Raw genomic sequence first — 26,041 nt, 5'->3', positions numbered from 1 at the left:
ACGTAATCCTGTATACATCAGTAAAAAAAGGTTTAAAAAAGTAGACTAAATGCTTTTTTAAACCTTTTTTTACTGATACAAGTTAACATTTCCTGAAAAACTCGATTATTTATTCTTTAAGAGTTGTAGAATGAAGAAAATCAGAAAGCTTCCCATTCCTAAAAATGAGCAGAAAAGGTTAGAGTCCATACTTGATTACGACTTTTTAGATGCACACTATGAAAAAGACCTGGATCAATTAACCACTTTTGCCTCAAAATTATTCAATGTACCCATTGTTCTTATTACAATCATCGATGAAAAAAGACAATGGTTCAAGTCAAACCACGGGCTTTCAGTAAAAGAAACAGAAAGAAGCATTTCCTTTTGCCAATACACCATAATGGGTGAGGATATTTTCGAAATTGAAAACACCCACAAAGATGATCGCTTTTCGAGTAATCCGCTGGTAACCCATGAGCCTGAAATTCGGTTCTATGCAGGCACTCCTTTAATTAATGAAAAAGGATACGCCATGGGCTCATTGGCTTTAATAGACAAACAGCCACGAAAGCTTTCGGAAGAAGAGAAAAAAAACCTGAAGTTGTTAGGCAAGCAGGTTATCGTTTTTTTTGAATTAACCATGAACAAAAAAGCCCTTGAAAAAGAAAAAGAGCTTTTAGAAAAGCGGGTCATTGAAAGGACTCAAGAAATCAACAAACAGTATGAAGAACTGGAAATCAGAGACAAAAAACTGGTTTCCCTTAACAATGAACTTAGCCGATTTATTTATAAACTGTCCCACGATTTATTAGGCCCAATAAAATCGCTACAAGGGTTAACAAATTTAGCACTTGACCAAGTAAACCAAGAAGAGGTTAAAAATTACTTACAACTCCTAAAGAAAACTGAAGACAAATTAGACCGTACAATCATAAGTCTTGTCAAGCTTATTTCCGTGCGCGAACCTTGTAAGTTTAAAACCATTGAATGGGAAGAAGCAATAAACAACACTATTAAAAGGGTTAAAAAGCGGTTTCCCGAACATGAAGTACAGTACAAAACAACAATTTCTGCCACCAAACCATTAACTTCGGATCAAGCTTTGATAGAAGTAATGCTAGAAGAATTTTTTGCCAATAGCATACTTTACAACTATTCTACTACCCCCCAGATCGATATCCAAATCTTTGACAGTAAAGATGGTATAGCTATAGAAATATCAGATAATGGCATAGGGCTGAGAGAAGAAGACAAAGCCCACATCTTCGAAATGTTTTATAAAACAGAAAAGTCGTCAGGCAGTGGTTTGGGACTTTATCTAGCCAAAAACATTATAGATAAAATGGAGGGAGAAGTTACAGCTGAAACATTAAAAAATTCCGGAACGAAATTTTCAATAAACATTCCGACATAAAAAAAGACTAACCTCTTCTAGATTAAGTTATTTGCTTTGCAAAATACCTGCTATAAATATCCTTTACTTTTTCTGTAGACAAAGGCTTTTCCACGGTTTCCCTAACCCCCAACTCAAAAAGTCGCTCCTGAGACTCTTGTTTAACAACGGCAGACATACCAATAAATACGACTTTGTCCCAGTTGCTAAAGTTAGCATCTTGCAGGCGTCGCATCAATTCTTCTGCATCCATTGCTGGCATGAAAAAATCTATAAAAATCAACTCTGGGCAGAGACCGGAAGGCAGCTCCTCACACTGCTTTAATATATACTCCAAAGCCTCTTTACTATTCGCAAAGGTTTTGACCTTATCGGCAATCTTCATTTTTTCTATAACCCGTGTAGCCACATAATTATGTGCTTGGTCATCATCTATAATCAATATTTGCTCTAGTTTATCATTAATCATAATCTCTTTCATTTAATGCATTCAGTTGTAATGACTAGAATATATCTACGCCATACAACTGAACCTACTCAAACCCTGATTATATATCCCTAAAGATTAACAAACATCTATTTTATGATATTTCTTCATATTCTCAAGCTTGCGGCCATCCGTCAAGTCAATCCGTAGAGGGGTAATGCTTACATAGTTATTTTCTACGGCCCACCTGTCTGTTCCCTCTTCCGTTGCTTCTAAAGGAGTAACAGTAAACCAGAAGTGCTGACGCCCCATTGGATCCCGATCTTCCACTACTTTTCCATCATAGTGCCTTACTGACTGCCTTGTGTACATAATATCACGTGGATTTTCAGGAAGGTTAACATTGATCAAGTCTGGCGTTTTTTCTTTCAACAACTCTTCTAGAACTTGCTCGACAAATGGTATAACATTGTCAAATTCTGGTTCATCTTTAGAAACCGGTACACTAAAAGCAATTCCCCTTACTCCTAAAAGAGTCGCTTGTTTCGCAGCGGCAAGCGTTCCAGAATGCCATATAGAGTTTCCTAAATTTGGCCCTAAATTAATTCCAGAAAGAACCACATCTACGTTATCCCACTGCGAGATCCCCAAAGAAACACAATCGGCAGGTGTACCATTGACCCTATATGCTTCAAATCCTCCTTGAATAGGCGTGTGCTTATATGTCAACGGCCGATAAGCTGTTACAGCATGGCTCATAGAAGACTGTTCAACATCCGGTGCAACAATCCGGACTTCACCGAACTTTTTGGCCACTTCTGCCAGTGCAAGAATCCCCGGGCTGTAAATTCCATCATCATTTGATATCAAAATTCTCATAACTAAATCGCAGTTAATTCTATTAGAATAACAAATAAAAACATTGATGGTTACTTAAAATCCAGATTATGCCCAAAACGCCTACGCTGGATGGTTTAAACGTTTCTTATAATGAAAATTATTTTTGCCCATAACCCCACTGCTGGAGATGGAAATTTGTCAGAGTCGGAACTAAAGACACTTTTCGGTGCAGGTCATGATATTGATTACTATAATGTAAAAGAAAAAACATACCATAAAATAGCTGAGCAAAAAGCAGACTGTGTAGTAATAGCCGGCGGCGATGGCACGGTAGGAAAAGTTTCGAAAACTTTAATTGGCCGAGAACATCCCATATATATAATACCAAGTGGTACAGCAAACAATATAGCAAAATGTCTGGGGATAAGCTTTAGCAAAGACAAGCTAAAAGAGCTAGACAAGCACAAATCCACCATTTCCTTTGATGTAGGTTTAGTGGAAAACAATTGCGAAAGATCTCACTTTATCGAATCCATTGGCTTTGGCCTTTTTTCCCATATGGGATCCATTGTCCACAAGCTCAAAAAGGAGAATTACATTACTTTTCCAAACGCTGAAGAAAAAATAAAATTTGCAGTGGATATGATGAAAAGGCTTCTAAAAAACTATCAACCGAACCAGTATCATATTAAGGCGGATGGAAAGGAATATTCGGGCACCTACCTTATGGTAGAAATAATGAACATAGCCTCTATTGGACCAAACCTAAACCTAGCCCCAAAAGCCAAACCTGATGACGGATATTTTGACTTGGTATTAGTAAAAGATAGTCAAAAAGAAAACTTGATAAAATTTCTAAATAGCTGCCTAACAACTCCATGCCACGATTACCTGCACATTGTAAAAGCCAAAGAAATAGAAATCCAATGCGCTTACTGCGAAGCCCATATTGATGATACATTTATAGAAAAAGCCCCTTCGTGCAGCAATAAAAACAAAAACCAAATAAGTTTTTCTATTAGACCCCAAAAAAGAGCATTGACTTTTTTAAAAAATACGTAAATGGACAATGTGAAATATTTAAACAAAAGATTTATGCGACGTGTATGACTGTTCAGCATTGACGCAAACCATTTTTTTTGTATATATGCATTTCAATAGGCCTCTATTGCAATAGCTTTAAATGAACTTATGAAAACTAGAAAACACGCCAAAGACTCCTTGGTAATAAAAACAGAAATGGTACTGCCCAATGATACCAACCCACTTAACAATCTGATGGGTGGGCGAATGATGCACCTGATGGATGTCGTATCTGCCATTTCTGCCCAAAAACATTCAAACCATGTGGTGGTAACAGCATCTGTAGACAATGTCTCTTTTTCACACCCCATAAAGCTGGGAAGTGTGGTAACAATGGAGTCTAAGATAACTCGAGCGTTCAGTTCATCTATGGAAATCCATATTAAAGTGTGGGCAGAAGATTTCACAACAAACTCAAGGATAAAAAGCAATGAGGCTTTTTTCACTTTTGTAGCTGTTGACAATACTGGGCGACCAGTGGAAGTACCTGAGGTAATTCCTGAGACAGATGAAGAAAAAGAGCTTTATGATAGCGCACTTAGAAGACGCCAGCTCAGGCTCATATTGGCCGGTAGGCTGCAGCCTTCTGATGCTACAGAGCTCAAAAACCTGTTTTCGTTATAAACGCAAGGTATAGGAAAACAAGCACAAACAAACCTTGGACTTAACACAAAAGGCAGTCCTTTACAAGACTGCCCTTTTTGTCAGTACCTTTCTATCGGTATCAAGGTCAGGCTCCCCGTATTACACGTAATAGGAAAGCGATCACCGCAAGCACTAATAATACGTGAATTACTCCTCCTACGGCATCTCCAAACCCAAGAAAGCCTACAAGCCACATGATTACCAATACTATTGCTATTATATAAAGCAGATTTCCCATAATTCTCCTTTTAATTTACAATCATACTGTCGTACACATAAATAACACACAGGCAATACTTATGTTTACAACAACTGTTTTATATAATCATCTTTAAACACCCCAAAATGTTTAAACCCTAAGTCAAGACATTCTAAAAACTGACAATAAACACTTTACAAATCCATAAAAAATACCGTTCACCTAAAATCAGGTAATTTCCAATCCAGCAATACCATTATTCATGATTTTTTATTATTTTCATTTCTAAAAGATACAAAACCTATGTTTTCACCTGAAGAATCAGCATTGTTTCCACACATATTCCCCGAAACACTGTACCTGATCAAAAATGAATTTGCCAGTAAGAAAAAACAGACTGGAGCGCAAGATGATGTCCTGGAGGCAAAACCACCTAAAACAAAAGCAGCTCCAACCCAACCAGAGCTGAAGGGAGGCAACAAAAAGAAGGTGTTAATTCTTATAGGAGATGACTCGCTTAGCAACCCTGCTCTAAAAGAACTACTGATGAAGATTTTAGGAGCTGTTGGGCTAACAGAAGAGGATATAGCCCTTGCCGTTCTTGAAAAAACCTTGATACCTCAGGACTATTTTCATGCTTCTAAATGCCATAAAGCAGTGCTCTTTGGTATCAATCCTTCATACGCTGGCTTTCAATCAGATTTATATATGGTTTCTTCAGGCAATAATATCAGTGCAGTATTTTCCGACCCTCTATCGAAAGTATCCACAGATGTAAACGTAAAGAAAAAGTTATGGCAAGGCTTAAAAAATCTGTTTGGGGTGTAAAGTCATACCATTAGTTGGCTACACCCCCTGATATCGCTGTTGTCAAAACGACCAAGTACTTCAAATTTTCCTTGCCTGTACCTGCCTATGTCCATAGTTTCTATAAAGGCACAAGAGTCTACATTGGCAAGGTCTATAATATTAATTCCCCCAGCACCTTTTTGGCTAAGAGAAAAAGGGTCGTTAACTTCCCTCAACAAAACTTTCATCCATGGCGGGGTAGAAAACAAGCCTTCCCTCAAAGAATAGGCCTGAGACAATAATTCACACATACCATATTCAGAATGGATTTGGTCAAGGTGAAAAGCGTCACACAGTATCTGATGAAGTTCTTCTCTTATCAATTCTTTTCGCCTGCCTTTCATACCTCCAGTTTCTATCATAATTAACCCATGAAGATCTTGACTAAACCTCTCTGCCATTTCTAACAAAGCAAAGGTAACCCCCAGAAGTACCGGTTGTACCCCTTCATCCAAAGATTCCCGTACTATAGCAATAGTATCCTGTGAAGTTTTGACATACCCTGAACCTGGCATCGCTTTTTTAATCAAATTATCTGCCATAAATATCAAAGAACTATGAGGGTTTTCCTGATAAGAAGGCAACAAGCATATCAAGCGTATATTACTAATAGCTCCATACTGCTGCTCAAAAATGTGCTGACTAACCTTTCTATAAAAATCCAAGTCATGTAAATAGTGACGGCTGCGACCGGTTTCTGAGGTTCCGCTACTCATAAAAAAGAACTCCGACACGTTAGCACCTGTAATTACTTTATGGTGTTTAAAAAGAGAAACTGGTAGAAAAGGAATATCTTCTATTCGCTCTATATCTTCCGCAACAATATTAAGTGCATGAAGGTATTTCTTATATATTTCATTATTTTGCGCCTGATATTGGAATAAACGTATAGCTTTTTCGTTAAAATCATCGGAAGAAGTCGAGAATAACTCTTTTTTAAATTTTTTAGGAAAATTCATACAACCAGTAGCTTATTAATATGAGCAAATATACTTGCATATTATTATTTTTTCTTACTACTATGGCCTTTTATAGCTGTAGCAAAAGCCCCAATTACCCAAACGAACCATTTATCCGTTTTGAAAAACTAGAACAGTTTACCTTGGGAAGCAGTGACTCATTGGTGATTCACTTATATTTTGAAGATGGAGATGGAGACCTAGGGGAAGACAGAGAAACAAATGCCGAACCCAATTTTTTCGTAGACCTTTACAGATTTCAAAATGGAGAGTTTGTATTATATGAATTAGAATTACCCCTCAATGGTACCTTTCCCCCTATGGTTGACAAAAGTTATAGAGGGCCTATTGATGGGATCTTAAAAAAAGGTTTGCCATTAATCCCTCATAGCCGCCACCCTGGAAGGTATAGAATGGATATAAGGATCAGGGACCGAGCCATGAACTATAGCAACACTGTAACTAGTCCAGAGTTTGTAATTGGACAGGAAAACAATGATGACTTCCCTTTGTAACCACGCACTTCCCCCTATTGCTACGCTCTATGTTAATGAGCAAAAACGTAACTACTTAAGAGGTATAGAAAAATTCAATTTTTCCCAAACAGGTTTATTAGAAACCAATTTCCCCAAATCAATAAATCTGAGGAAACTGCTGAGGATCGGCCTCATGCATCATTTCATACACCACATCAAATACATCTTCGGCATTTGGCTTAGAGAAGTAATCTCCGTCTGTGGAATATGCCGGTCTATGTTCTTTTGCGGCTAAAGTTTTAGGTGCAGAATCCAGCCAATACCATGCATTTTGTAAGTCCATAACCTGTTGCAACATGTAAGCTGAAGCGCCACCAGGAACATCTTCATCTGTAAACAACACACGGTTGGTCTTTTTAATACTCTTCACAATCGTGTGGTTAATATCGAAAGGCAGTAAAGTCTGAACATCTATTACCTCACAAGATACGCCCACTTTTTGCAATTGTTCTGCTGCATCTAGCACAATTCGGCACATAGACCCATAGGTTACTATAGTCATATCTGCCCCTTCACGCAAAATCTCAGGCACACCCAATGGAACCGTAAATGTCCCCAAGTTAGCAGGAAGCTTTTCTTTCAAACGGTAACCATTGAGAGACTCAATGATCAAAGCTGGATCATCAGATTGAAGCATGGTATTATAAAGCCCTGCGGCTTGAGTCATGTTTCTTGGCACCAATAAGTGAATGCCCCTTAAAGAACCTAAGATCATTCCTATAGGAGAGCCAGAATGCCAAACACCTTCCAAACGGTGTCCTCTGGTTCTAATAATCATTGGCGCTTTTTGTCCACCTTTGGTTCTATAATGGAGCGTTGCCAAATCATCAGACAAGGTTTGTAACCCAAAGAGCAAATAATCTAGGTACTGAATCTCGGCAATAGGCCTTAGCCCACGCATAGCCGCACCCAAACCTTGTCCCATAATAGTGGTTTCCCGGATACCGGTGTCGGTAATCCTCAGCTCACCAAACTTTTCCTGAAGGCCGGCAAAACCTTGGTTCACATCACCTATAACACCAACATCTTCCCCAAAAGCAACGATCGTTGGATCTTTACGGAACAGCGCTTCAAAGTTTGCCTGCAACACCTCTCTCCCATCCACCATAGGACTTTCGTCTGTGTACTCAGGTACTATAACAGGCACATGTAAAGGAGAGTCTTCAGATTGGCTAATGACATGGGAGCTATAGCGCTCAAAGTTCTCTTCACTTGTACGACGAACCCAGTCACGTAATTTACCAACTGCAGGATTTTCTTCACCTCGCAACAACCTTAAAGCTTTCTTTACCGCCCTTATCGCATCGGATCTGATTGGGTTTATAGTCTTCGCTAATTGATCTTTAATAGCAAGCAAAGCCTCTTTATGAGGAGAGTGTTCTGCACTTTCTTGAATAAACTCTAAGGCCAATGTATAGTCATCCTTCATAGAGTCAGTAAAGGCACGCCAAGCCTCCTGTCTCGCCTTACGGGCAGCCTCCTGTGCTTTGTTTTCTACAGCCACCACTTCTTCTTCTGTGGCAATCTTGTTATCTAAAATCCATTCCCTAAACTTCACATTGCAATCGTACTCCTCTTCCCACTCCAATCTTTCTTTGGTTTTATATCTTTCATGGGAACCTGATGTTGAATGCCCTAAAGGTTGAGCTAGGTCGTATACATGCAAAAGTACTGGCACATGGTCTTTTCTACAGATTTCCGCCCCCCTTTTATAAGCTTTGCACAAAGCTTCATAGTCCCAGCCGGCAACTTTTATAATTTCGATTCCGCGCTCATCAGAAGTTCTCTTAAAGCCTTCAAAAAGTTCAGAAATATCTACTTTAGTAGTTTGATATTCCTGCGGAACAGAAATACCATAGCCATCATCCCAGATGGAAGTTAGCATAGGGACTTGCAAAACACCTGCTGCATTAATGGCTTCAAAGAAAACCCCTTCAGCCACAGCGGCATTTCCGATGGTACCAAATGCGATCTCGTTACCATTTTTTGAAAACTGCTTAAACTGCTTAAGCTCTGGATTCTTCCTATAGAGGCTAGATGCCCATGCTAGACCTAGCAATCTAGGCATTTGAGCAGCAGTAGGAGAAATATCGGGGCTTGAGTTTTTTATAGCAGTAAGGTCTCGCCACTTTCCATTATCGTCCAGACTTCGGGTTGCATAGTGGCCTATCATCAGCCTACCTGCCGAAGCTGGATCTGCCTCTACATCTGTATGGGCATAAAGTTGGGCAAAATATCCTTGCAACGATAGCTCATCAATAGCCATCATAAAAGTCTGGTCTCGGTAATAGCCCGATCGAAAATCTCCATATTGGAAATATTTTGCCATGGCTATTTGGGCTACTTCTTTACCTGTGCCAAATATTCCAAATTTGGCTTTGCCCATATATACTTCCTTTCGTGCAAGAATACTGGCCTGACGGCTTTCACAGGCAACCCTGTAATCATTCAGTATTTCTTCCTTTGTCAGAGACAATTCGTCGATATTTTCCTGAGTCTTCAAAATGTTTGAACTATTTTGACCGTTTATACCCTATACAATTTTAAAGCCAAAAATAAACAAAAAGGTTTAAGCTTTCCAAGTCAGTAGCAAATGTTTAAATTATTGGAATAATATTTGGTATTTGAGTATATTTGAAAAACCTGTTTAAAACATTAAAAAAAACCTTTTATTAAAATAAACTATGAAACGATTATTTTTATCGGGTGCAGTACTTCTGCTTTCATTCGTAACTGCCCTGGCCCAAGATGGGTCTTTTAAATTTACCGAAGAAAAACATGACTTTGGTTTAATTGAAGAAGGGGTTCAGGCTACGTATGAATTTGAGTTTGTAAACACGGGATCGACCCCAATTACCATTTCTGATGTAAGGCCAAGCTGCGGATGTACGACACCAGAATGGCCTAAAGAACCAGTTGGACCAGGACAAAAAGGCACTATTAAAGCCTCTTATAACAGCCAAGGAAGACCTGGCGTCTTTAACAAGAGCATTACTATAACTTCTAATTCTGTAGAGCCGACCAAAGTCCTTTTTATCAAAGGAATCGTTGAAAAGAAAGAAGAAAAAGAAGAACCTTCTGCAGAAGACCTGAAAAATTCAGCAACAATTAACCTTAATAAAGAGAAACACCATTTTGGCAAAATAGAAAGAGGTCAAAAAGTTAGCCTTAAAGTGGAAGTAAAAAATACAGGTAAAGAAGCATTGTCCATTAACTCGGTAAAAGCTGCTTGTGGCTGTGTTTCTCATAATATAGATGGGGAAATACCTGCCGGAGAAACAGGTGAGCTTGAAATCATATACTCACCTTATTATGATGGGCCAAATACGGACAAAATCATCATTTCGTCCAATGACATTAACAATCCTAAATCAACAGTTACCCTTTCTGCAGATGTAGTTGAAAGTCTGTCTTCTGACTCTCCAGTTAAAGAAGAAGGAAGCGCAGTACCTTTCAAGTAAAAACACAACCCCTCCAATAAAAAAGGCTGTACCCTCCTAGGTAGAGCCTTTTTTTTATACTCCTCAGCCTACCTTTTTTCAAACCTTTGCGTATAAATTCCAGAAGAAATTTGTTCTAAAAAAAGTATATTCTTTAACTTGGGTTATGCATTGGATTTCGTTACAAGGGGCGAAAGAACAAAAAATCAGCGTTTTTGGTTTGCAAAGCATAATGGCCCTATGGTTAAAAACCAAATGCGAGCAAAGCGTTTGATTTGAAGTATTTTGCCACGAAATAGAAGTTCTAATGCATATTTTAGGTTAAATTTCTAAAAAAAAGAGACATGGTTATTGGAGTACCTAAAGAAATAAAAAACAATGAATATCGCATAGCCTTGACACCTGCCGGCGCTAAAACCTTAACGGCCAAAGGGCATAAAGTACTTATAGAGAAAAACGCAGGCTTAAATTCTGGCATAAGCGACAGTGAATTTACAGGAGTAGGTGCTTTAATTATTGAAAGTGCTGATGAAGTATACAGACAAAGTGACATGATTGTAAAGGTAAAAGAGCCTTTGCCGTCCGAGTATGAATTAATAAAAAAAGACCAGTTGGTATTTACCTTCTTCCACTTTGCGTCCTCCGAAACATTGACAAAGGCCATGATAGAAAATGGTTCAACTTGTATAGCCTATGAAACGGTAGAAAAGTCAGATTATAGCTTACCTATATTGGTTCCTATGTCAGAGGTAGCCGGAAGGATGTCTGTTCAACAAGGAGCTAAATACCTTGAAAAGCCATTTGGAGGCAGAGGTGTTTTGTTAGGCGGTGTGCCTGGGGTAAAACCCGCCAATGTAATAATTTTGGGAGGCGGCGTGGTAGGTACCCAAGCTGCAAAAATGGCAGCTGGCCTTGGTGCGGATGTCATTATTATGGACATTAGCCCTGCAAGGTTACGCTATTTATCTGACATATTGCCAGCCAATGTCAAAACTGAGCTTTCAAACGAATACAATATTGTTGAAAACCTTAAATTTGCTGATTTAGTAATAGGGGCTGTGCTAGTGCCAGGAGCCAAAGCGCCAAAACTGATTACCAAAGAAATGCTTTCTTTTATGAAGCCAGGATCTGTCATTGTAGACGTAGCCGTAGACCAAGGTGGCTGTATAGAGACATGCAAGCCCACAACCCATGACAACCCTGTCTATACCGTCAATGATATCCAACACTACTGCGTAGCCAATATTCCAGGTGCCGTTCCGCATACCTCTACCAGAGCACTTACAAACATTACACTGCCTTATATTGTCAATTTGGCAGACAAGGGTTGGGAATATGCATGCACACAAAACAATGAGCTAAAAAAGGGCCTCAATATTGTCCAAGGGAAGGTAGTATACCAAGGCGTCGCAGAAGCTTTCAACCTGCCTTATATACCGGTTGAGGATATACTAAAATAGTCTATTCAGAAGGTTGAGGGAAAGCAGGTATGCCAGAAATAAATTTACTGGTACCTTCTTTATGGTCAATAAAGCAACAAAAATGCTTTATTCCATTAGAAACTAGTATATAATTAGCCTTGAGAGTTTGGTTATACACAGAGGCCTGACTAAAAACTTTTTCATCGATCTTCACCTCAGGAGCTTTACATTCTACAATCATAAAACATTCACCCGTTCGGTTATAGATAACAATATCCGTACGTTTGAGTAATTTATTGTAACGCAATCCGGACTCCAACTTTATCAAAGACTTGGGATAATGGTAATATTTAATAAGAAGATGTACAAAATGCTGGCGAACCCACTCTTCGGGAGTTAACATTATCATTTTTTTTCGTATAATGTCGAAAATATGGGTTTTCCCATTAACTTGCTGAAATCTGAATTCAAATTCAGGAAAATTAAGTCTGGTCATATTAACAAATATACGTTCAGAGAACTACATATACTATGAAAAGTAAAGAGGAAATTGTCAATGACTGGTTACCAAGGTACACCGGAACTTCATTGGATGAGTTTGGAGAATATATTTTACTGACAAACTTCATCAACTATGTAGAAATGTTTGCAGAAAAATTCAATGTTGAAATAATTGGTAAAGACCGGCCTATGCAAACAGCTACGGCCAACAACATTACCATAGTCAACTTTGGGATGGGAAGTGCAGTAGCAGCTACTGTAATGGATCTACTTTCTGCTGTAAAGCCAAAGGCTGCACTTTTTTTAGGAAAATGTGGCGGTTTGAAAAAATCTAAGGTAGGTGATTTTGTTCTGCCCATAGCAGCCATAAGAGGCGAAGGTACCAGTGACGACTATATGCCCCCTGAAATTCCAGCTCTCCCCTCTTTTAGACTCCAAAGAGCGGTTTCTTCAATGATAAAAAAACATGAACAGGACTACTGGACAGGTACTGTTTATACAACCAACAGAAGGGTATGGGAACATGATGAGAAGTTCAAAAAATATCTAAGGCAGATCCGGGCCATGGCCATTGATATGGAAACAGCCACCATATTTGTGGTTGGTTTCTACAACGGCATCCCCCATGGCGCTTTGTTGTTGGTCTCGGACAATCCAATGGATCCAGATGGAGTAAAAACTTCTAAAAGCGATGAAACGGTCACTAAAAATTATGTTACAAAGCATTTAGAAATAGGCATTGATTCGCTACTAGAGCTTATAAATTCGGGAGAGTCTGTCAAGCACCTTAGATTTGAATAGTCTCAGGAAAAGTGTACACAGGAGCCTATACTCGGTATGTACAATAAGGTACGGCCATTTAGGGCATATTTCGGACTTCAAGACCTCAAAACACTTGATATTTAAGGAGGGCAACATAAGACCAAGCTTCCATTAGCTCAAATCTCCTGTGCAACCATTTTAACACACCTATTGTTTTTTTAATAACAAACAATAGGTCTTATGAGCAATACACAAATGATATTAGGAGCTATTGGTGTAATTATACTAATAGCTGCAGGAGTAGCTTATAATACGATAGATTGGGTAGAAGGTCTGATTTTGATTGTATTGATGATAATTGTAATTCCTCTCCTGTCGAAGTTTCTGAAAAGAGTGCCTAGAAGAGACGAACGGCACCATATAAATGATGATGATGACTATAAATAATAAAAACATGCCCCCTCATGGAGGCATGTTTCTTTTTGTAACCTAAAAAACCAATTAAACCAATCCGTATATCTTTTATGATACTAGTTCTACGTTAACCGCGTTCATGCCTTTTCTTCCCTGTTCTACACTAAACGTAACCAAATCATTTTGGTTGATTGGACTAAGCAAGCCACTAGAATGAACAAAGATGTCTTTTTGAGAATCATCCTCTACAATAAATCCATATCCTTTAGAGTCATTGTAGAATTTTACTTTTCCTTTTTTCATAAAATAAAATTAAAAATTGCAACTCTCATATAAACCAGATCTATACCCTTTTGTTTAGAAAAAAAATAAAAAAAACTAAAAAACTTTACCCTTTCCCTAATGGTTGACTTGTCATGAAAACAAGAACCATCAAAAGAACCACAACATTAAACAGACCTATAGAGGAAGTTTTTAATTTTTTCAGCAAGGCAGAAAACCTAAATATCATCACGCCTCCCGAAATGCAGTTCAAAATTATTTCAAAGCCCCCCATTGAAATAGCAGAGGGCACAATTATAGATTATAAGATTAAATTGAGCGGGATACCGATGTTTTGGAGAACCCAAATAACCCACTGGGAACCCATGAAAAAGTTTGTAGACAAACAGATCCGTGGACCATACCTACTTTGGGAGCACCAACATATACTTACCCCTAAAGGCACATCTACAGAAATGATAGATATAGTGGATTACAAAGTCCCCGGATGGATTATAGAACCCTTGGTACACAAACTATTTGTCTCAGGAAGGCTCAAAAGTATTTTTGACTACCGCCAGACCAAATGTGCAGAAATATTTTCTTAGCCCTGTTTAAGGTGCTTCAATCTGACTGTAACGGCATTTTTGTGCGCATCGAGCTGCTCAGCTTCTGCCATCAGCTCTATAGCAGGCCCTAATGCTTGTATTCCAGCTTCAGTTATATGTTGAAAAGTAACTTTTTTAACAAAAGAATCTAACGAAACACCAGAGTAAGCACGGGCATACCCATTGGTAGGAAGGGTATGATTGGTACCAGACGCATAGTCGCCGGCAGCTTCAGGTGTATAGTGGCCTAAAAATACAGAACCAGCATCGGTAACCATATCCGCTAAGGCTTCAGGATTTTTCACCTGTAAAATAAGGTGTTCAGGGGCATACGCATTACTAACCAACATGGCCTCTGTCATATCGTTAATCAATATAGCCTTACTATTATCCAAAGCTTTCTCTGCTAAGGATTTCCTGGGAAGTTGCTCAAGCTGCGCATGAACAGCGTCCAATATTTCTGAAATTTTGGTTTTACTATCAGAAATAAGTACCACCTGACTATCAGGACCGTGTTCAGCTTGAGAAAGCAAATCAGCAGCTACAAACACTGGGTTAGCGCTTTCGTCCGCAATGACAGCAACTTCTGATGGCCCAGCAGGCATGTCGATAGCAACCCCTTCCCTACTTACCATTTGTTTGGCGGTAGTAACATATTGATTGCCGGGACCGAAAATCTTATAAACAGAAGGAATACTTTCTGTTCCGTAAGTCATGGCAGCAATGGCCTGTGCTCCCCCTACTTTAAATAATTTAGAAATACCCGTAAGCTTTGCAGTATACAGGATAGCAGGATGTATACTGCCATCTTTAGAAGGCGGGGTACATAAAATTATTTCACGGCAACCTGCTAGTTTGGCAGGAACAGCTAACATAAGTATGGTAGAAAACAGTGGCGCAGATCCTCCAGGAATATAAAGTCCCACCTTTTGAATAGGCAAACTTTTCCGCCAGCACTGTACACTTTTAGAAGTTTCTACTTTTATAGATTCTTCCTTTTGTAGTGCATGAAATTTTTCAATATTAGAACGAGCTGTATTAATAGCTTCTTTGAGTTCCTGCGGAACCAAATGCTCTGCCTGCTGCACCTCTTCCGAAGAAACAGCTAGTGAAGAAATTTCAGCCTGATCGAACCGGCGTGTAAACTCAAGCAACGCTTTGTCGCCACCTTCTTTTACAGACGCCAACACCTCTTGGACGGCACTTTCTACTACAGTATTATCTGCATAAGGCCTTTCAAGAAGTTTTTCCAGATCGCTATTCGCAGGATACTCTATTATTTTCATTGGATAATTTTCTCTATAGGTAATACTAAAATTCCCTCAGCGCCGGCATTTTTAAGCTTTTCTATTACTTGCCAAAACTCGTTTTCATTTACCACAGAATGTAAAGAACTCCACCCCTGCTGCGCCAACGGCATAATGGTTGGACTTTTAACACCTGGCAACAAAGCTATTATTTCTTCAATCGATTCATCAGGAGCGTTCAGAAGAATATATTTAGTGTTCCTAGCCTTTTTTACCGCATTCATTCTGAACAATAAATCTTGAAGAATTTTATTTTTTTCTTCAGCCAATTGAGGACTGCTGATCATTACAGCTTCAGAACGGAATACAACTTCGGCTTCTTTCAAGCCATTGCTGATAAGCGTGCTACCAGAGCTAACGATATCACATACCGCATCAGCAAGACCAATACTAGGGGCGATCTCTACAGATCCACTAATCTCATGAATATTAGCAGAAATGTTCTCCCTTTTCAAGAAATCCGACAAGATCTTAGGATAAGAAGTTGCTATTTTCTTACCATTCAAACTCTGAGGGCCTGTATAGTCCTGATTTTTGGGTATACCTATGGATAAGCGACACTTGGAAAAACCAAGACGGTCTACAACATTTACATATTTTCCGGTTTCCTCCGATACATTTTCCCCCACAATACCTATATCAGCGACTCCATCGGCTACGTAGCCAGGGATATCGTCATCTCTCAAAAAAAGCACCTCAACCGGAAAGTTAGAGGCTGTAGATTTTAAGGAACTCCCTCCGTTGGCAATATCTATTGCACATTCTTTTATAAGCTTGAGGGAATCTTCACTCAACCTGCCGGATTTTTGTATAGCTAGACGTAGAATCTGGTTCATAAAAATTTGTTTCTAAAGAAGATTCCAAAATTAAAAAATTAATACTGATATTGACCTAAATTTTATCACTTTTTATTACAACGCTTTCACTTATACCAATAACATTTTACCATAGTCAAGTATTATTATTTATATGAAGCATAGGTAATTTTCTTATTGCTTTTTGAAGGTGAAGGATAGAAGAGGATAAATTTTACAACATATGACAACTTTGGGAAAAGGATTAAATACGCTGAAAGGAAAAGCAGGGGAGTTTTTCAGGGAGTCACCTAGGTTTGAGAAACTAAAAGAAATTGCAGGGCATTATTTCACACATCCTGAACAGCTAAACAACATGCTTTCAGATGTATACAATAAAGCCACCCACGAAGACAAGCAGGTAACAGTATCTGATATGTGGGAAAAACTGAACGCTTTTTACAGGATGTTTCAAGCGCATGTAAGAGGCGACTACAAAGAGCTTCCTACTTATAAAGTAGTTGTACTTATCGCAGCGCTTGTTTATCTTGTGTCACCATATGATTTAATTCCTGATAAAGTTCCTTTTTGGGGCGCAATTGACGATATTGCTGTCCTAATGTGGTTCATCAAAACCATCAACGAAGAAGTAGCTAAATTTCAGGAATGGGAGTCTTCTAAAATGTTGGAAGCTCAACATGCGTAAACTATAAAATGCCAGTTAATTACCAGCCGGGCTATCAAAGCCCCGCATACTTATATACAGGACACTTACAAACAATATTGCCTGCTCTTTTTAGAAGGGTGGGCAATGTGCATTACAGACGTGAAAGAATTGTTACAGATGACAATGACTTTTTAGACCTTGACTGGTCCACACCAAATAACTCTAACCACCTCGTGATTATCAGCCACGGCCTCGAAGGAGACTCTTGTCGCCCCTATGTCTTAGGAATGGTACGCGCCTTAAATCTCAAAGGATCGGATGTGCTAGCTTGGAACTATAGAGGATGCAGTGGAGAGGCAAACAAACAGATCCGTTCATACCACAGTGGTTTTACAAGTGATTTACATTATGTAATTCAACATGTGCTGGCTAAGCAACAATACGACTCACTATATTTATTGGGTTTCAGTGTTGGAGGAAACATCACATTAAAATACCTTGGAGAACAGAAGTTTACCATTCCCTCCGAAGTCAGGTGCGCAGTAAACTTTTCTGTACCTTGCAACTTGGAAACCACTGCATATCACCTTGCGCGGTTTCGCAGCAAAATATACATGCAGCGATTCATTAAAAGCCTTACATCCAAACTTAAAGAAAAGGACAAGTTATTTCCCGGCACTTTGGATCTCTCGAAACTTGGTGCCATTAAAAACTTTTATCAATTTGACAGCCAATATACTGCTCCTATGTTTGGATATAAAAGTGCTAAAGCGTACTGGCAGGAGAACAGTAGTATTCATTATATAAAAAATATTACATTACCGACTTTAATTGTCAGTGCAGCAAATGACCCTTTTCTGACTAAAGAGTGTTTCCCCATATCAGAAGCAGAAAAAAAATCTAATATTCTATTAGAGATTCCTGCCACAGGTGGTCATTGTGGCTTTTACGAAGCCAATAGTGAAGGAATTTACTGGTCTGAGAAAAGAGCTATTGAATTTATAGGCAATTATATTTAAATTTAAACCTTATTATGCAACAAGGGTCTTGGTAGGTGGCATTGAGCCAAAAGTCAGAAAACTTTCAGCCGATAAATAACTGTAAACACACAGAAACAACAAAGCTGCTGATTTTAAAACCACTTACCCAACAAAGTCCTGGCATATTCCAGGTTAAAACGTATTTCTAGAAAACAAACAATTATGTGTGGAAGGTATTCTCTTGTTCAAGCTGCTGAAAAACTGGCAGAAAGGTATAATATTCGAAACACTACCGGTTGCAAGCCCAGGTATAATGTTGCTCCAGGGCAAAGCATGCCTGTTGTTTGTAACAACGACCCCGAAGAAATAAAACTCTTCACCTGGGGACTGATACCAAATTGGTCTGTCAATGAAACCACAGGGCAAAACCTAATCAATGCCAAAGGGGAAGTTTTATTCAGCAAAGCACCTTTTAAACAAATAGCGGGTAAACAAAGGTGTTTGATACCGGCAGATGGATATTATGAATGGAAAAAAATAGGTAAAGAAAAAAAACCTCACAGAATCACCCTCTCTGACGATTCGGTTTTTTCTTTTGCAGGTCTATGGGACTCATGGGAAAATTACGACGGCAAAATCATCTATACTTTTAGTATAGTAACAACCCCTGCCAATGAGCTCCTAAAAGAGCTAAACAACAGGATGCCACTCATTTTAAAGCCAGAAGATGAAAGTCAATGGCTCGATACAACGGCTAGCCCAGACGACCTTGGCAAACTTATCCAACCATTCAATGGCGATAAAATGAGCTACTATAAATCTCACAGGATTGTCAACTCTCCTGACTATGATATACCTGAATGTTTACATGTAGCCCCTAAATTATATCCAGGCGAAACGTTTTCTCTTTTTGACTAAAGAAAAATCAGCATTTTGTTATAAAAACTCTAACAAAAAATGCCACTATTGAATGTGGCATTTTTTATTTTTCATATCGCAATTAGGTTAGTCATAATAAGCATTTTCTAATTAATGAAGTGCTTCTTTTTTAGCCTTAATATTCCCTAGAGCACTTCTAAGCTCTCCCAACTGCTTTACAATAATATTTCTAAGTTCCATTGGCAGGTTTTCTTCAAGGTTATCTTCGTAAGCTCTAATAGCAGCCTGCTCACCAGTAATACAAGCACCTAGAATAGCCTCTCTGCCACCTTTTGTAATAGAAGCCTTCAGGTCAATCCATATTTTCCAAGCATCGCCAATGGTACGCGTACCTATCTCTTCTGGATTAATTTCATCGCTGTATGGCATTAACTCTTTAACGAAATCTTCTGTTTGTCTGGCATACTGCTCAAACAAAGAGGTAAGTTCCTGGTCATTTACATCTTTAGCTGCTGTCCTATAACCCTGAACCCTTTCATTGCACACTTCAATCAAATCGTTAATCTTAGAAATAATCTCCTTTTGCTCTTTCATTTCCCGTCTTTTTAGAATCCCTCTCTTAAATAACTATATTTAAAAAAAATATGTTTGAATACTTACATCAGCACCAAAAAACACATATCTTTTTTTACTTTCAAGGCCAAGTTTAACCGGAATATATAATAGGAATCGCCATGAGGGGCAAAACAACATAACTGCTGACTTAATTTGCTTTGCCCCCAAATTAAGCTCCTAATGCATACTTCGGTTACCTTTATTACTTTAAATTCCTGTTGAGTTATGATACCTGAAATTCCTGAAGACTTTGAATACGCCAGAAACTTTTGTCAAGCATGGGAAAAAGGTGAAAAATACTTTCAAATAAATACTTCTGGCTCTACAGGAAAACCAAAACCTATTACCTTGACAAGAAACCAAATGGAGGCGAGTGCCCATATGACGGCTGAAGCTTTAGGCTTACAAAAAGGAGACAAGATATTATTGTGCATCAATACAGCCTATATTGGGGGGCTAATGATGCTGGTAAGGGCCATGGTGCTTGACCTGGAACTTATCATTTCCTCCCCCTCTTCTAACCCATTACACAACATAGACCCAGAGCAAAAATTAGACTTTACAGCTTTAGTACCCATTCAGCTCGAAAATATATTAAAACAAAGTCCTGAAAAAATACATATACTGAACAACATGAAAGCCATCATTGTAGGTGGAGCTCCGGTGAACGAATCATTGAAAACGTTGTCGAACATTATCACCGCACCTGTTTACAATACTTATGGTATGACAGAGACAGTTTCTCACATAGCACTGAAAAAGATAAATAACCAAAACCAGAAAAGTGATATCTTTACAGCGCTTAAAGGGGTAAACCTAGGACAAGATCACAGAGGGTGCCTGACCATTTCAGCCCCTTCGACTGATTATAAACAAATCATAACTAATGATGTAGTAGAACTAATCAGCTCCGATCAGTTTATATGGAAAGGTCGAGCGGACAATGCGATCAATACCGGTGGAATTAAAGTTCACCCGGAAGAACTAGAAAAGAAAGTCTCTAACATACTTAATGAACATGAGATACCATGCCACTTTTTCATTACTTCTGTACCTGATGATTTTTTAGGTGAGAAAATCATATTGGTTACTGAAGGGAAAAAAGAGGAGTTAGAAACCATTGGTCAGCTATTGAAAAACAAACTTGGGAAATACGAAAACCCCAAAGCATTATACAATCTCAACCGCTTTGTTTACACTAAAAATGATAAAATAAACCGGATCAAAACAAAAGAATTACTATTTGGAACCCCTGGGGGAAATAAGGAGTAAACCCTTTCACCCATTATAAACATTAAAAAAAAATTTTTGGACGTTTCTCAGCACGTCCTATTTAACAAGCAAGTATATAAGCACATGGACAAGATTAAAAAATTTGAAATATCTTATAATATAAACGAACTTCCGCCTCCCTTTTCCCACCAGTACCTAATAAAAGGAACACTTGAAGAAGATAGTCCCTATATAGACTTCAATGTTCAATATACAAACCGGGAAGAGCTGACAGAAGAAGAGATTTATGAAGAAGGTTTTTCACCAGATGATGACTTTACGTGGCAAGGCAATTTAAAACCTGTCTGGGGCAAGGAAATCCAAAAAGTGCTTTCTAATATTAAACTAAAAAAGAACCCCACAGCTGACATACATTTAAAAGTAACAGACCAGCAGGGAAACATCCATGAAGGCAGTCCAAAAGCAGAGCATTTTAGATTTTTTGTAGAAGAACTTATACAGGCAGTATATGTAACTACTGGCAAAGAAGTGCCTTTCACAATTGCGATAAGAAAGATAAAAGACAAGCAAACTGACTACCTGCTACATCTCACCCCAGACTTTAGCGAGAAAAAAGTTTTAGTATCTGTTTTTAAAGACAAAGGAAGTGAGGTAAAAATGGAATATCCTTGGGAAAACCTGAACGCTTTGTTAAAAGATATTTTTTCCCTTGACTTTTTCCCTGAAGATGCTTTGGAGAAAAAACCCAAAAATGCCGGAACCTATATTGATCCCGGCGAAGGTCTATGGTATAAATTTGGCGAATCTGCTAAAAATCCCGAAAATATGCAGACTTTACAAAAACTCGATAAATTGTTTGACCAACTAGCATCACATGGATAAATGGTCGGCAGAATTACTGCCGGCTTCCTTTAACTGCAATTGCCTTTCACCGATCAGTAAGTGCATTCTACGAATGGTGTTATCTTGCTGAATGAATGTAAAGAAACATTCATTTTCTGAAACCCATTCAAATTTTACATTTTCTGAGTCGAGCTCACTGCTATGTATTTCAGTTGTAACTGTTTCATCAGAGCCATAACCTTTTACATTGATACTGACATTGAAAGGATCAACCATAGTAGGCTTAACACCAGTAATTCTGATTTCAACATTTTGCTCAGGCGACTGTTCTACAATTTCTACACTTTTTTCAGTACAAGCTGATAAAAACAGAGCAAAAACAATAAATACTAAAAGGTTTCTCATGTGATGTTTCTTAATTGATAAATTTATCGATTAAGATAATGAAAAAATCAACATGATTCAAATATCGGCAGGCTCTACCAGGGCTGACGCATTTAAAAAACATCTAAAATTTCTTCCCTGAAAGCATCATTGAATATTGCCTTATACCTTTTTTTGGGTTTTGTTTCCTTAGATTTATGTTTTTGTAGCAAGATCAGGGACACTTTATTTAAGATGTGGAAGTTTTGTGCTGTATATCCCTTTCTTCTTCTGGAACTATCTTCCCCAAAAACCACATCCAGGCTCCAGTGCAGCTTGTTTTCAATTGCCCAGTGGTTGCGTATTGTACCGTTAAGCCATTCAGCGGTCTTGTCATGGCTGCTTATATAATACCTCACCTGTTGCTCCTGCTTTCCTGTAAGCTTGTTATAGCGCTCTGACTCTAACCTTGCCACTGACTTTATGCCGCACCATTGATGTGCTGCATCTATGAACCTCAGGTCATTTATCAGTTTGCAGGTGCGGCTCTCCAACCTGCCATGTCCCGTGTCTATCTGTTTGTGCACATCTGCAATTACCTGTTTTTTAAAAGCCCTGTCTATTTGCTGGAATAGCTCTTTCTGGTTGTTCTTTACAGCAATTACATAATCACCGTTTTTCCGGATTATTTTTTCCGTAATATCTTTTTGGCAGCCCATGGCATCTATTGTCACTGTTGTGTTTTCAACAGTTATCATATCCAAAAGCTTGGGAATGGCTGTGATCTCGTTGCTTTTGTCTGGCACGGCCAATTGACCGAGGGTAAGCTGGTTAGCGGTGGCATAAGCCGATACCATGTGCAATGCATTGGCGCCCTTTCTGTTGTCATACGATCCACGGATCCGCTTCCCGTCAATATTGATTGTCTCGTTTTCGACTGGTCTGAACATGGTTGATGCCCACTCTACAAAACACTCGCCAAATTCATCCGGTACTATCTTTGCAAATACCCTTTCCAGGGTATCGTGCGAAGGGACACCGTTACGGTAAGGAAAAAATTTACGTAGCCATTCAATTTTTTCTTTGCCGAATGTAACAATCTCATGCCAGTCCCCCGCATTGCTGACAACGGCACTTACGCACAGAAACAGGATCTCCTGCAGCGGATATTTGAAATTGCCTTTGATGGTTCTTCTTGGTTCTGACACAGTGCCAAATATACGAACAAATGAATCGGAAACTGAATTTTTTAATTGAGTTCTCTATATAGAAAAAAGTCAAGCAAAAAATGTTAAAACACTGATTATCAATTAAAAAATTATTATATTTGTATCATCAGTGCCCCGTAAGGCACCCATATATTAAATAAACCCAATAAAGGTTATGAGACTTGCGGAACGCCCTGTAAGGCAGTTCCTTACACCCTGAAACTTAAATGCGTCAGCCCTGCAGGCTCTACCATAATAACCTTTTCCTTTTCAACTTTGACTGCGCCTGTAGGTGCCCCTTTTACTTTTCTCACAAACTTCTTTTCTGTAACAATAACAGGGCACAGCGAGTCTGTTTTTCTCTTAGAATAAAAGGCTGCTACAGAAGCCGCTTTTTCTATTACTGGTGCTGGAAATGGTTTACCAGGCTTATTTCTTATAACTACATGAGAACCGGAAACATCACGAGCGTGCAACCACAAATCATTTTTAGCAGCATATTGCTGAGTCAACACATCATTATTGGCAGCATTTCTCCCTACCAGAATTTTGAAACCCATAAATTCGAACGTCTTAAAGTTTCCTTCGGTAGTACTTACTTTTTCAGGATCTTCCCTTTCATATTTCTTCTTGATCTTATTGAACGATTTATAGTTTTCCGCCTCTTTTGCAAGCTGAAGATCGTTTTTATATTCCTGAATACGACTTTCTCCCCCAGCTATATTATCACGTATGCTTTGTAGCTCCACAGGCCTGTTTTTAGCTTTTTGATATAGCTTTGAGGCAAACTTTTGAGGAGACATGTCTGGGTTTAGGGAAATATCCACATGTCGGTCATTGTAAAAATCATATAGGTTCACGCTTTCAGCCTTGGGAGGAATGGCATGCAAATTAGCCATAATTATATCAGCCGTTTGTGAAGGTGATGCCTTTTCTTCAAGCTCAATTAATTTTGAATACGCATTTTCAATATACTTTTCGGTCTTCTTAATAAGCTGCCCCAGCTTACTTTCCAATGCTTGTTTTTGCCTGTTTAGCCAGGTATACTTAAAAAAGTGAACATACAGCGCAGAAGAAGCTTCAATGGCAGAAGTAAATTCCTGAGCTACCTCTCCATGTGCAAAAAAGGACAAATGATACTGGCCATCGTCATTAATCAAGTAAAAATGTTTTTGATTAAGAGTATCTAGAACTTTTTGCAAAATAGATCTACGCCCATTACTGTCAGCATCATCATATCCAAGTTCAGTCAAATACTCAGCAGTTTCTTTGCCCAAAAAAGGGTATTGCTTTATGAACGTCCTTACATCTGGAAGGGCTGTCAAATCAAAGTCGACCACCCTACCAATTGAATTAATATCCAAGTTCAAGTCTTGGCGAAGGCTATTCTTGAACATTTTGCAAAAAGTACCCTGTTCAAACAAGATTATATTTGCACGATTACCAAAGAGCTTAAACAAAAGTTGATAACCATGAAAGTTTATTACAAAAGCCCTCTCGCCTTCAGGTTGCGTAACAGACTCAACCGTCGCATTTTTAAGCTCATTAAAAAGGTTAACGGTATTTTTCTTTGCTCTAAAATATTCTTTAGGGAAATTCAAAACCGAAAAAACAGAAGTCAGATGCGCCTGAATCACAAACTCTTTCTCTTGATGTGTAAAAATCAGGATTAACTCATCCTTGTTCTGACTAAAACACTCAGCAAGCTGCATCCCTGGCAATATTTCTCCCAGCTCACTACTGATATTTTTAATAAAAAAATAATTATTATGCACGGCAATTTAGTTTTGAAAGCAGGATAATAATAAAAAGTATCAGGGGAAAATAAAAGGTTCCCATTGGCATTTATTTGTACTCCAGCTTTTTTCACCCCATACTGCTCAATCATTCCTACGTGTACCGAACAAAAAATTCATCAGTCCACTGTTCCGAACCCGCTTTACCAGAACTTCAAGATCCTCTGCACTTTCATTGGCCTTTCCTAAGGTTTCATCCATAGTATCGGCCATGGTAGTATCCGTTAAAAGCCTACCTAAAGGTCCTCTAGAGTTGTTGAGTTTTTCTGTAAAAAGAACCAAGTTATCCGTAGCCTCAGCAGACTTGCTTCCAGCGGACTTTAAGGAATCCAGAGCAACATTTAAGTTTCCAGAAATTTCTTCATCTACCAACAATTTGCCCAAAGTCCCCTCCCCTCGTCTAGTTTTAGCACTTATGGCAGAAAAATCTTCTGAAACCTGAGATAAATTTTTACCAGATTGCTCCAAAGAGTAAAAAGCATTTACCAACCGATCCTGAAAATTAGTATCAGCCACCATCATACCTAAAACACCTTCCCCATGCTTAACCTTGTCCATAATTTCAGAAAGATCCGCAGTAATTTTTTTGGCATTGGCACCAGTTTCCACAAAAGTGTTCATGATATCTTCCATGGCCACAGGCTCTTCGCCCTTAATTTCATCATTTTCGGCAATTTGAGGCATGTCTGAGCTGCCTGATGAAATCACGATGATACGGTTACCCATTAAACCTTCAGAACCAATACTGGCCTTACTGTCTTTTCTGATATACTTGGCAACTTCTTTAGAAATAGCCATAGTAACCTTTACCCTTGCCCCTTCCTCAATATCCAAACTTCTTACCGTTCCTACATTAATGCCAGAAAATTGTACATTATTGCCACTTTGAAGCCCACTAACATTGTGAAAGTAAGCTTTAACATTCACGGTAGACCCAAAAAGATTGCGCTGCTGCGCCAAAAAATATAGGATCCCTATAAATATTAGCGTACCAACAATTACAAACGCCCCTAATCTTATATTCCTGCTCATTCAC

The 26,041-nt window shown here is 38.6% G+C and carries 29 protein-coding genes; 15 read left to right on the top strand and 14 right to left on the bottom strand.

The annotated features are described in order from the left end of the window. Positions 1 to 130: 130 nt before the first annotated feature. Complete coding sequence (locus tag RCC89_10520) at positions 131 to 1,396, top strand: GAF domain-containing sensor histidine kinase (GenBank protein ID WMJ73591.1); 1,266 nt, start codon at positions 131 to 133, stop codon at positions 1,394 to 1,396. A gap of 22 nt (positions 1,397 to 1,418) precedes the next feature. On the opposite strand, the gene RCC89_10515 is transcribed toward RCC89_10520, so the two are convergent. Both RCC89_10515 and surE read right to left on the bottom strand, forming a co-directional pair. After that, complete coding sequence (locus RCC89_10515) at positions 1,419 to 1,856, bottom strand: response regulator (GenBank protein ID WMJ73590.1); 438 nt, start codon at positions 1,854 to 1,856, stop codon at positions 1,419 to 1,421. A gap of 84 nt (positions 1,857 to 1,940) precedes the next feature. Beyond that, positions 1,941 to 2,681, bottom strand: coding sequence for a 5'/3'-nucleotidase SurE (surE, locus tag RCC89_10510; GenBank protein ID WMJ73589.1), 741 nt, complete (start codon positions 2,679 to 2,681; stop codon positions 1,941 to 1,943). Between the two features lie 111 nt (positions 2,682 to 2,792). Here surE and RCC89_10505 point away from each other — a divergent pair, with 111 nt between their 5' ends. Beyond that, the gene (locus RCC89_10505) at positions 2,793 to 3,704 is read left to right on the top strand and encodes a diacylglycerol kinase family protein (GenBank protein WMJ73588.1); all 912 of its coding nucleotides are present in this window, start codon (positions 2,793 to 2,795) and stop codon (positions 3,702 to 3,704) included. 129 nt (positions 3,705 to 3,833) lie between these two features. Then, positions 3,834 to 4,349, top strand: a complete 516-nt coding sequence (locus RCC89_10500; protein ID WMJ73587.1) for an acyl-CoA thioesterase — start codon at positions 3,834 to 3,836, stop codon at positions 4,347 to 4,349. A gap of 106 nt (positions 4,350 to 4,455) precedes the next feature. On the opposite strand, the gene RCC89_10495 is transcribed toward RCC89_10500, so the two are convergent. Continuing rightward, positions 4,456 to 4,608 carry a lmo0937 family membrane protein gene (locus RCC89_10495; protein WMJ73586.1) on the bottom strand — a complete coding sequence of 51 codons (153 nt, stop codon included), beginning with the start codon at positions 4,606 to 4,608 and terminating at the stop codon, positions 4,456 to 4,458. A gap of 264 nt (positions 4,609 to 4,872) precedes the next feature. Between RCC89_10495 and RCC89_10490 the strand changes: the two genes are divergently transcribed. After that, on the top strand, positions 4,873 to 5,397 hold the full coding sequence (locus tag RCC89_10490; protein ID WMJ73585.1) for a hypothetical protein: 525 nt from the start codon (positions 4,873 to 4,875) through the stop codon (positions 5,395 to 5,397). A 2-nt stretch (positions 5,398 to 5,399) separates the two neighbouring features. On the opposite strand, the gene RCC89_10485 is transcribed toward RCC89_10490, so the two are convergent. Then, positions 5,400 to 6,377, bottom strand: a complete 978-nt coding sequence (locus RCC89_10485; protein ID WMJ73584.1) for an acyl transferase — start codon at positions 6,375 to 6,377, stop codon at positions 5,400 to 5,402. A 20-nt stretch (positions 6,378 to 6,397) separates the two neighbouring features. Here RCC89_10485 and RCC89_10480 point away from each other — a divergent pair, with 20 nt between their 5' ends. Continuing rightward, on the top strand, positions 6,398 to 6,892 hold the full coding sequence (locus RCC89_10480) for a hypothetical protein (GenBank protein WMJ73583.1): 495 nt from the start codon (positions 6,398 to 6,400) through the stop codon (positions 6,890 to 6,892). A 118-nt stretch (positions 6,893 to 7,010) separates the two neighbouring features. Here the strand turns inward: RCC89_10480 and RCC89_10475 are convergent, their stop codons facing one another. After that, positions 7,011 to 9,416 (bottom strand): thiamine pyrophosphate-dependent enzyme, encoded by a 2,406-nt coding sequence (locus tag RCC89_10475; GenBank protein ID WMJ73582.1) that lies wholly within the window; start codon positions 9,414 to 9,416, stop codon positions 7,011 to 7,013. A 181-nt stretch (positions 9,417 to 9,597) separates the two neighbouring features. On the opposite strand from RCC89_10475, the gene RCC89_10470 reads away from it, so the two are divergent. Both RCC89_10470 and ald read left to right on the top strand, forming a co-directional pair. Continuing rightward, on the top strand, positions 9,598 to 10,374 hold the full coding sequence (locus RCC89_10470; GenBank protein WMJ73581.1) for a DUF1573 domain-containing protein: 777 nt from the start codon (positions 9,598 to 9,600) through the stop codon (positions 10,372 to 10,374). Positions 10,375 to 10,697: 323 nt separating this feature from the next. After that, complete coding sequence (gene ald, locus RCC89_10465) at positions 10,698 to 11,813, top strand: alanine dehydrogenase (protein WMJ73580.1); 1,116 nt, start codon at positions 10,698 to 10,700, stop codon at positions 11,811 to 11,813. Position 11,814: 1 nt separating this feature from the next. Here the strand turns inward: ald and RCC89_10460 are convergent, their stop codons facing one another. Next, positions 11,815 to 12,183, bottom strand: coding sequence for a type I restriction enzyme HsdR N-terminal domain-containing protein (locus RCC89_10460; protein WMJ73579.1), 369 nt, complete (start codon positions 12,181 to 12,183; stop codon positions 11,815 to 11,817). Between the two features lie 122 nt (positions 12,184 to 12,305). On the opposite strand from RCC89_10460, the gene RCC89_10455 reads away from it, so the two are divergent. Next, a complete protein-coding gene (locus RCC89_10455) occupies positions 12,306 to 13,076 on the top strand; it encodes an AMP nucleosidase (GenBank protein ID WMJ73578.1) in 771 nt (256 codons plus the stop codon). 201 nt (positions 13,077 to 13,277) lie between these two features. After that, the gene (locus RCC89_10450; protein WMJ73577.1) at positions 13,278 to 13,484 is read left to right on the top strand and encodes a hypothetical protein; all 207 of its coding nucleotides are present in this window, start codon (positions 13,278 to 13,280) and stop codon (positions 13,482 to 13,484) included. 75 nt (positions 13,485 to 13,559) lie between these two features. Here the strand turns inward: RCC89_10450 and RCC89_10445 are convergent, their stop codons facing one another. Further along, the gene (locus RCC89_10445; protein WMJ73576.1) at positions 13,560 to 13,754 is read right to left on the bottom strand and encodes a cold shock domain-containing protein; all 195 of its coding nucleotides are present in this window, start codon (positions 13,752 to 13,754) and stop codon (positions 13,560 to 13,562) included. Positions 13,755 to 13,867: 113 nt separating this feature from the next. On the opposite strand from RCC89_10445, the gene RCC89_10440 reads away from it, so the two are divergent. Next, on the top strand, positions 13,868 to 14,320 hold the full coding sequence (locus RCC89_10440; GenBank protein ID WMJ73575.1) for an SRPBCC family protein: 453 nt from the start codon (positions 13,868 to 13,870) through the stop codon (positions 14,318 to 14,320). Here RCC89_10440 and hisD read toward each other — a convergent pair. Both hisD and hisG read right to left on the bottom strand, forming a co-directional pair. After that, positions 14,317 to 15,606 carry a histidinol dehydrogenase gene (gene hisD / locus RCC89_10435; protein ID WMJ73574.1) on the bottom strand — a complete coding sequence of 430 codons (1,290 nt, stop codon included), beginning with the start codon at positions 15,604 to 15,606 and terminating at the stop codon, positions 14,317 to 14,319. The two genes, RCC89_10440 and hisD, sit on opposite strands and share 4 nt — an antisense overlap. Then, positions 15,603 to 16,463 (bottom strand): ATP phosphoribosyltransferase, encoded by an 861-nt coding sequence (gene hisG, locus RCC89_10430; GenBank protein ID WMJ73573.1) that lies wholly within the window; start codon positions 16,461 to 16,463, stop codon positions 15,603 to 15,605. The genes hisD and hisG overlap by 4 nt, the downstream gene beginning before the upstream one ends. Before the next feature lie 202 nt (positions 16,464 to 16,665). Between hisG and RCC89_10425 the strand changes: the two genes are divergently transcribed. The 3 genes from RCC89_10425 to RCC89_10415 all read left to right on the top strand — a co-directional run bounded on the left by RCC89_10425 (position 16,666) and on the right by RCC89_10415 (position 18,986). After that, positions 16,666 to 17,127 (top strand): DUF1232 domain-containing protein, encoded by a 462-nt coding sequence (locus RCC89_10425; GenBank protein WMJ73572.1) that lies wholly within the window; start codon positions 16,666 to 16,668, stop codon positions 17,125 to 17,127. Between the two features lie 8 nt (positions 17,128 to 17,135). Further along, positions 17,136 to 18,107, top strand: coding sequence for an alpha/beta fold hydrolase (locus RCC89_10420; protein WMJ73571.1), 972 nt, complete (start codon positions 17,136 to 17,138; stop codon positions 18,105 to 18,107). Positions 18,108 to 18,290: 183 nt separating this feature from the next. After that, positions 18,291 to 18,986 (top strand): SOS response-associated peptidase, encoded by a 696-nt coding sequence (locus RCC89_10415; GenBank protein ID WMJ73570.1) that lies wholly within the window; start codon positions 18,291 to 18,293, stop codon positions 18,984 to 18,986. A 111-nt stretch (positions 18,987 to 19,097) separates the two neighbouring features. Here the strand turns inward: RCC89_10415 and RCC89_10410 are convergent, their stop codons facing one another. Further along, on the bottom strand, positions 19,098 to 19,541 hold the full coding sequence (locus tag RCC89_10410; GenBank protein ID WMJ73569.1) for a PA2169 family four-helix-bundle protein: 444 nt from the start codon (positions 19,539 to 19,541) through the stop codon (positions 19,098 to 19,100). 246 nt (positions 19,542 to 19,787) lie between these two features. Between RCC89_10410 and RCC89_10405 the strand changes: the two genes are divergently transcribed. Both RCC89_10405 and RCC89_10400 read left to right on the top strand, forming a co-directional pair. Further along, on the top strand, positions 19,788 to 20,834 hold the full coding sequence (locus tag RCC89_10405) for an AMP-binding protein (GenBank protein ID WMJ73568.1): 1,047 nt from the start codon (positions 19,788 to 19,790) through the stop codon (positions 20,832 to 20,834). A gap of 84 nt (positions 20,835 to 20,918) precedes the next feature. After that, positions 20,919 to 21,677, top strand: a complete 759-nt coding sequence (locus RCC89_10400; GenBank protein ID WMJ73567.1) for a hypothetical protein — start codon at positions 20,919 to 20,921, stop codon at positions 21,675 to 21,677. Here RCC89_10400 and RCC89_10395 read toward each other — a convergent pair. The 4 genes from RCC89_10395 to RCC89_10380 all read right to left on the bottom strand — a co-directional run bounded on the left by RCC89_10395 (position 21,666) and on the right by RCC89_10380 (position 26,037). Further along, positions 21,666 to 22,043 (bottom strand): hypothetical protein, encoded by a 378-nt coding sequence (locus tag RCC89_10395; protein WMJ73566.1) that lies wholly within the window; start codon positions 22,041 to 22,043, stop codon positions 21,666 to 21,668. The two genes, RCC89_10400 and RCC89_10395, sit on opposite strands and share 12 nt — an antisense overlap. 92 nt (positions 22,044 to 22,135) lie before the next feature. Further along, positions 22,136 to 23,209 (bottom strand): ISAs1 family transposase, encoded by a 1,074-nt coding sequence (locus RCC89_10390; GenBank protein ID WMJ73565.1) that lies wholly within the window; start codon positions 23,207 to 23,209, stop codon positions 22,136 to 22,138. Positions 23,210 to 23,418: 209 nt separating this feature from the next. Beyond that, a complete protein-coding gene (locus RCC89_10385) occupies positions 23,419 to 24,984 on the bottom strand; it encodes an NFACT RNA binding domain-containing protein (protein WMJ73564.1) in 1,566 nt (521 codons plus the stop codon). 105 nt (positions 24,985 to 25,089) lie between these two features. Next, positions 25,090 to 26,037 carry an MlaD family protein gene (locus tag RCC89_10380; protein WMJ73563.1) on the bottom strand — a complete coding sequence of 316 codons (948 nt, stop codon included), beginning with the start codon at positions 26,035 to 26,037 and terminating at the stop codon, positions 25,090 to 25,092. Positions 26,038 to 26,041: the final 4 nt, after the last annotated feature.

This window comes from Cytophagaceae bacterium ABcell3, assembly GCA_030913385.1.
GTDB lineage: Bacteria > Bacteroidota > Bacteroidia > Cytophagales > Cytophagaceae > ABcell3.
This window is presented reverse-complemented; position numbering and strand designations above follow the sequence as displayed.

What these genes read in the sequence shown, in the direction of transcription:
- RCC89_10520 (WMJ73591.1), top strand. Translation starts at nt 131, where the DNA reads ATGAAGAAAATCAGAAAGCTTCCCATTCCTAAAAATGAGCAGAAAAGG.
- RCC89_10515 (WMJ73590.1), bottom strand. Translation starts at nt 1,856, where the DNA reads ATGAAAGAGATTATGATTAATGATAAACTAGAGCAAATATTGATTATA.
- surE (WMJ73589.1), bottom strand. Translation starts at nt 2,681, where the DNA reads ATGAGAATTTTGATATCAAATGATGATGGAATTTACAGCCCGGGGATT.
- RCC89_10505 (WMJ73588.1), top strand. Translation starts at nt 2,793, where the DNA reads ATGAAAATTATTTTTGCCCATAACCCCACTGCTGGAGATGGAAATTTG.
- RCC89_10500 (WMJ73587.1), top strand. Translation starts at nt 3,834, where the DNA reads ATGAAAACTAGAAAACACGCCAAAGACTCCTTGGTAATAAAAACAGAA.
- RCC89_10495 (WMJ73586.1), bottom strand. Translation starts at nt 4,608, where the DNA reads ATGGGAAATCTGCTTTATATAATAGCAATAGTATTGGTAATCATGTGG.
- RCC89_10490 (WMJ73585.1), top strand. Translation starts at nt 4,873, where the DNA reads ATGTTTTCACCTGAAGAATCAGCATTGTTTCCACACATATTCCCCGAA.
- RCC89_10485 (WMJ73584.1), bottom strand. Translation starts at nt 6,377, where the DNA reads ATGAATTTTCCTAAAAAATTTAAAAAAGAGTTATTCTCGACTTCTTCC.
- RCC89_10480 (WMJ73583.1), top strand. Translation starts at nt 6,398, where the DNA reads ATGAGCAAATATACTTGCATATTATTATTTTTTCTTACTACTATGGCC.
- RCC89_10470 (WMJ73581.1), top strand. Translation starts at nt 9,598, where the DNA reads ATGAAACGATTATTTTTATCGGGTGCAGTACTTCTGCTTTCATTCGTA.
- ald (WMJ73580.1), top strand. Translation starts at nt 10,698, where the DNA reads ATGGTTATTGGAGTACCTAAAGAAATAAAAAACAATGAATATCGCATA.
- RCC89_10460 (WMJ73579.1), bottom strand. Translation starts at nt 12,183, where the DNA reads ATGATAATGTTAACTCCCGAAGAGTGGGTTCGCCAGCATTTTGTACAT.
- RCC89_10455 (WMJ73578.1), top strand. Translation starts at nt 12,306, where the DNA reads ATGAAAAGTAAAGAGGAAATTGTCAATGACTGGTTACCAAGGTACACC.
- RCC89_10450 (WMJ73577.1), top strand. Translation starts at nt 13,278, where the DNA reads ATGAGCAATACACAAATGATATTAGGAGCTATTGGTGTAATTATACTA.
- RCC89_10445 (WMJ73576.1), bottom strand. Translation starts at nt 13,754, where the DNA reads ATGAAAAAAGGAAAAGTAAAATTCTACAATGACTCTAAAGGATATGGA.
- RCC89_10440 (WMJ73575.1), top strand. Translation starts at nt 13,868, where the DNA reads ATGAAAACAAGAACCATCAAAAGAACCACAACATTAAACAGACCTATA.
- hisD (WMJ73574.1), bottom strand. Translation starts at nt 15,606, where the DNA reads ATGAAAATAATAGAGTATCCTGCGAATAGCGATCTGGAAAAACTTCTT.
- hisG (WMJ73573.1), bottom strand. Translation starts at nt 16,463, where the DNA reads ATGAACCAGATTCTACGTCTAGCTATACAAAAATCCGGCAGGTTGAGT.
- RCC89_10425 (WMJ73572.1), top strand. Translation starts at nt 16,666, where the DNA reads ATGACAACTTTGGGAAAAGGATTAAATACGCTGAAAGGAAAAGCAGGG.
- RCC89_10420 (WMJ73571.1), top strand. Translation starts at nt 17,136, where the DNA reads ATGCCAGTTAATTACCAGCCGGGCTATCAAAGCCCCGCATACTTATAT.
- RCC89_10415 (WMJ73570.1), top strand. Translation starts at nt 18,291, where the DNA reads ATGTGTGGAAGGTATTCTCTTGTTCAAGCTGCTGAAAAACTGGCAGAA.
- RCC89_10410 (WMJ73569.1), bottom strand. Translation starts at nt 19,541, where the DNA reads ATGAAAGAGCAAAAGGAGATTATTTCTAAGATTAACGATTTGATTGAA.
- RCC89_10405 (WMJ73568.1), top strand. Translation starts at nt 19,788, where the DNA reads ATGATACCTGAAATTCCTGAAGACTTTGAATACGCCAGAAACTTTTGT.
- RCC89_10400 (WMJ73567.1), top strand. Translation starts at nt 20,919, where the DNA reads ATGGACAAGATTAAAAAATTTGAAATATCTTATAATATAAACGAACTT.
- RCC89_10395 (WMJ73566.1), bottom strand. Translation starts at nt 22,043, where the DNA reads ATGAGAAACCTTTTAGTATTTATTGTTTTTGCTCTGTTTTTATCAGCT.
- RCC89_10380 (WMJ73563.1), bottom strand. Translation starts at nt 26,037, where the DNA reads ATGAGCAGGAATATAAGATTAGGGGCGTTTGTAATTGTTGGTACGCTA.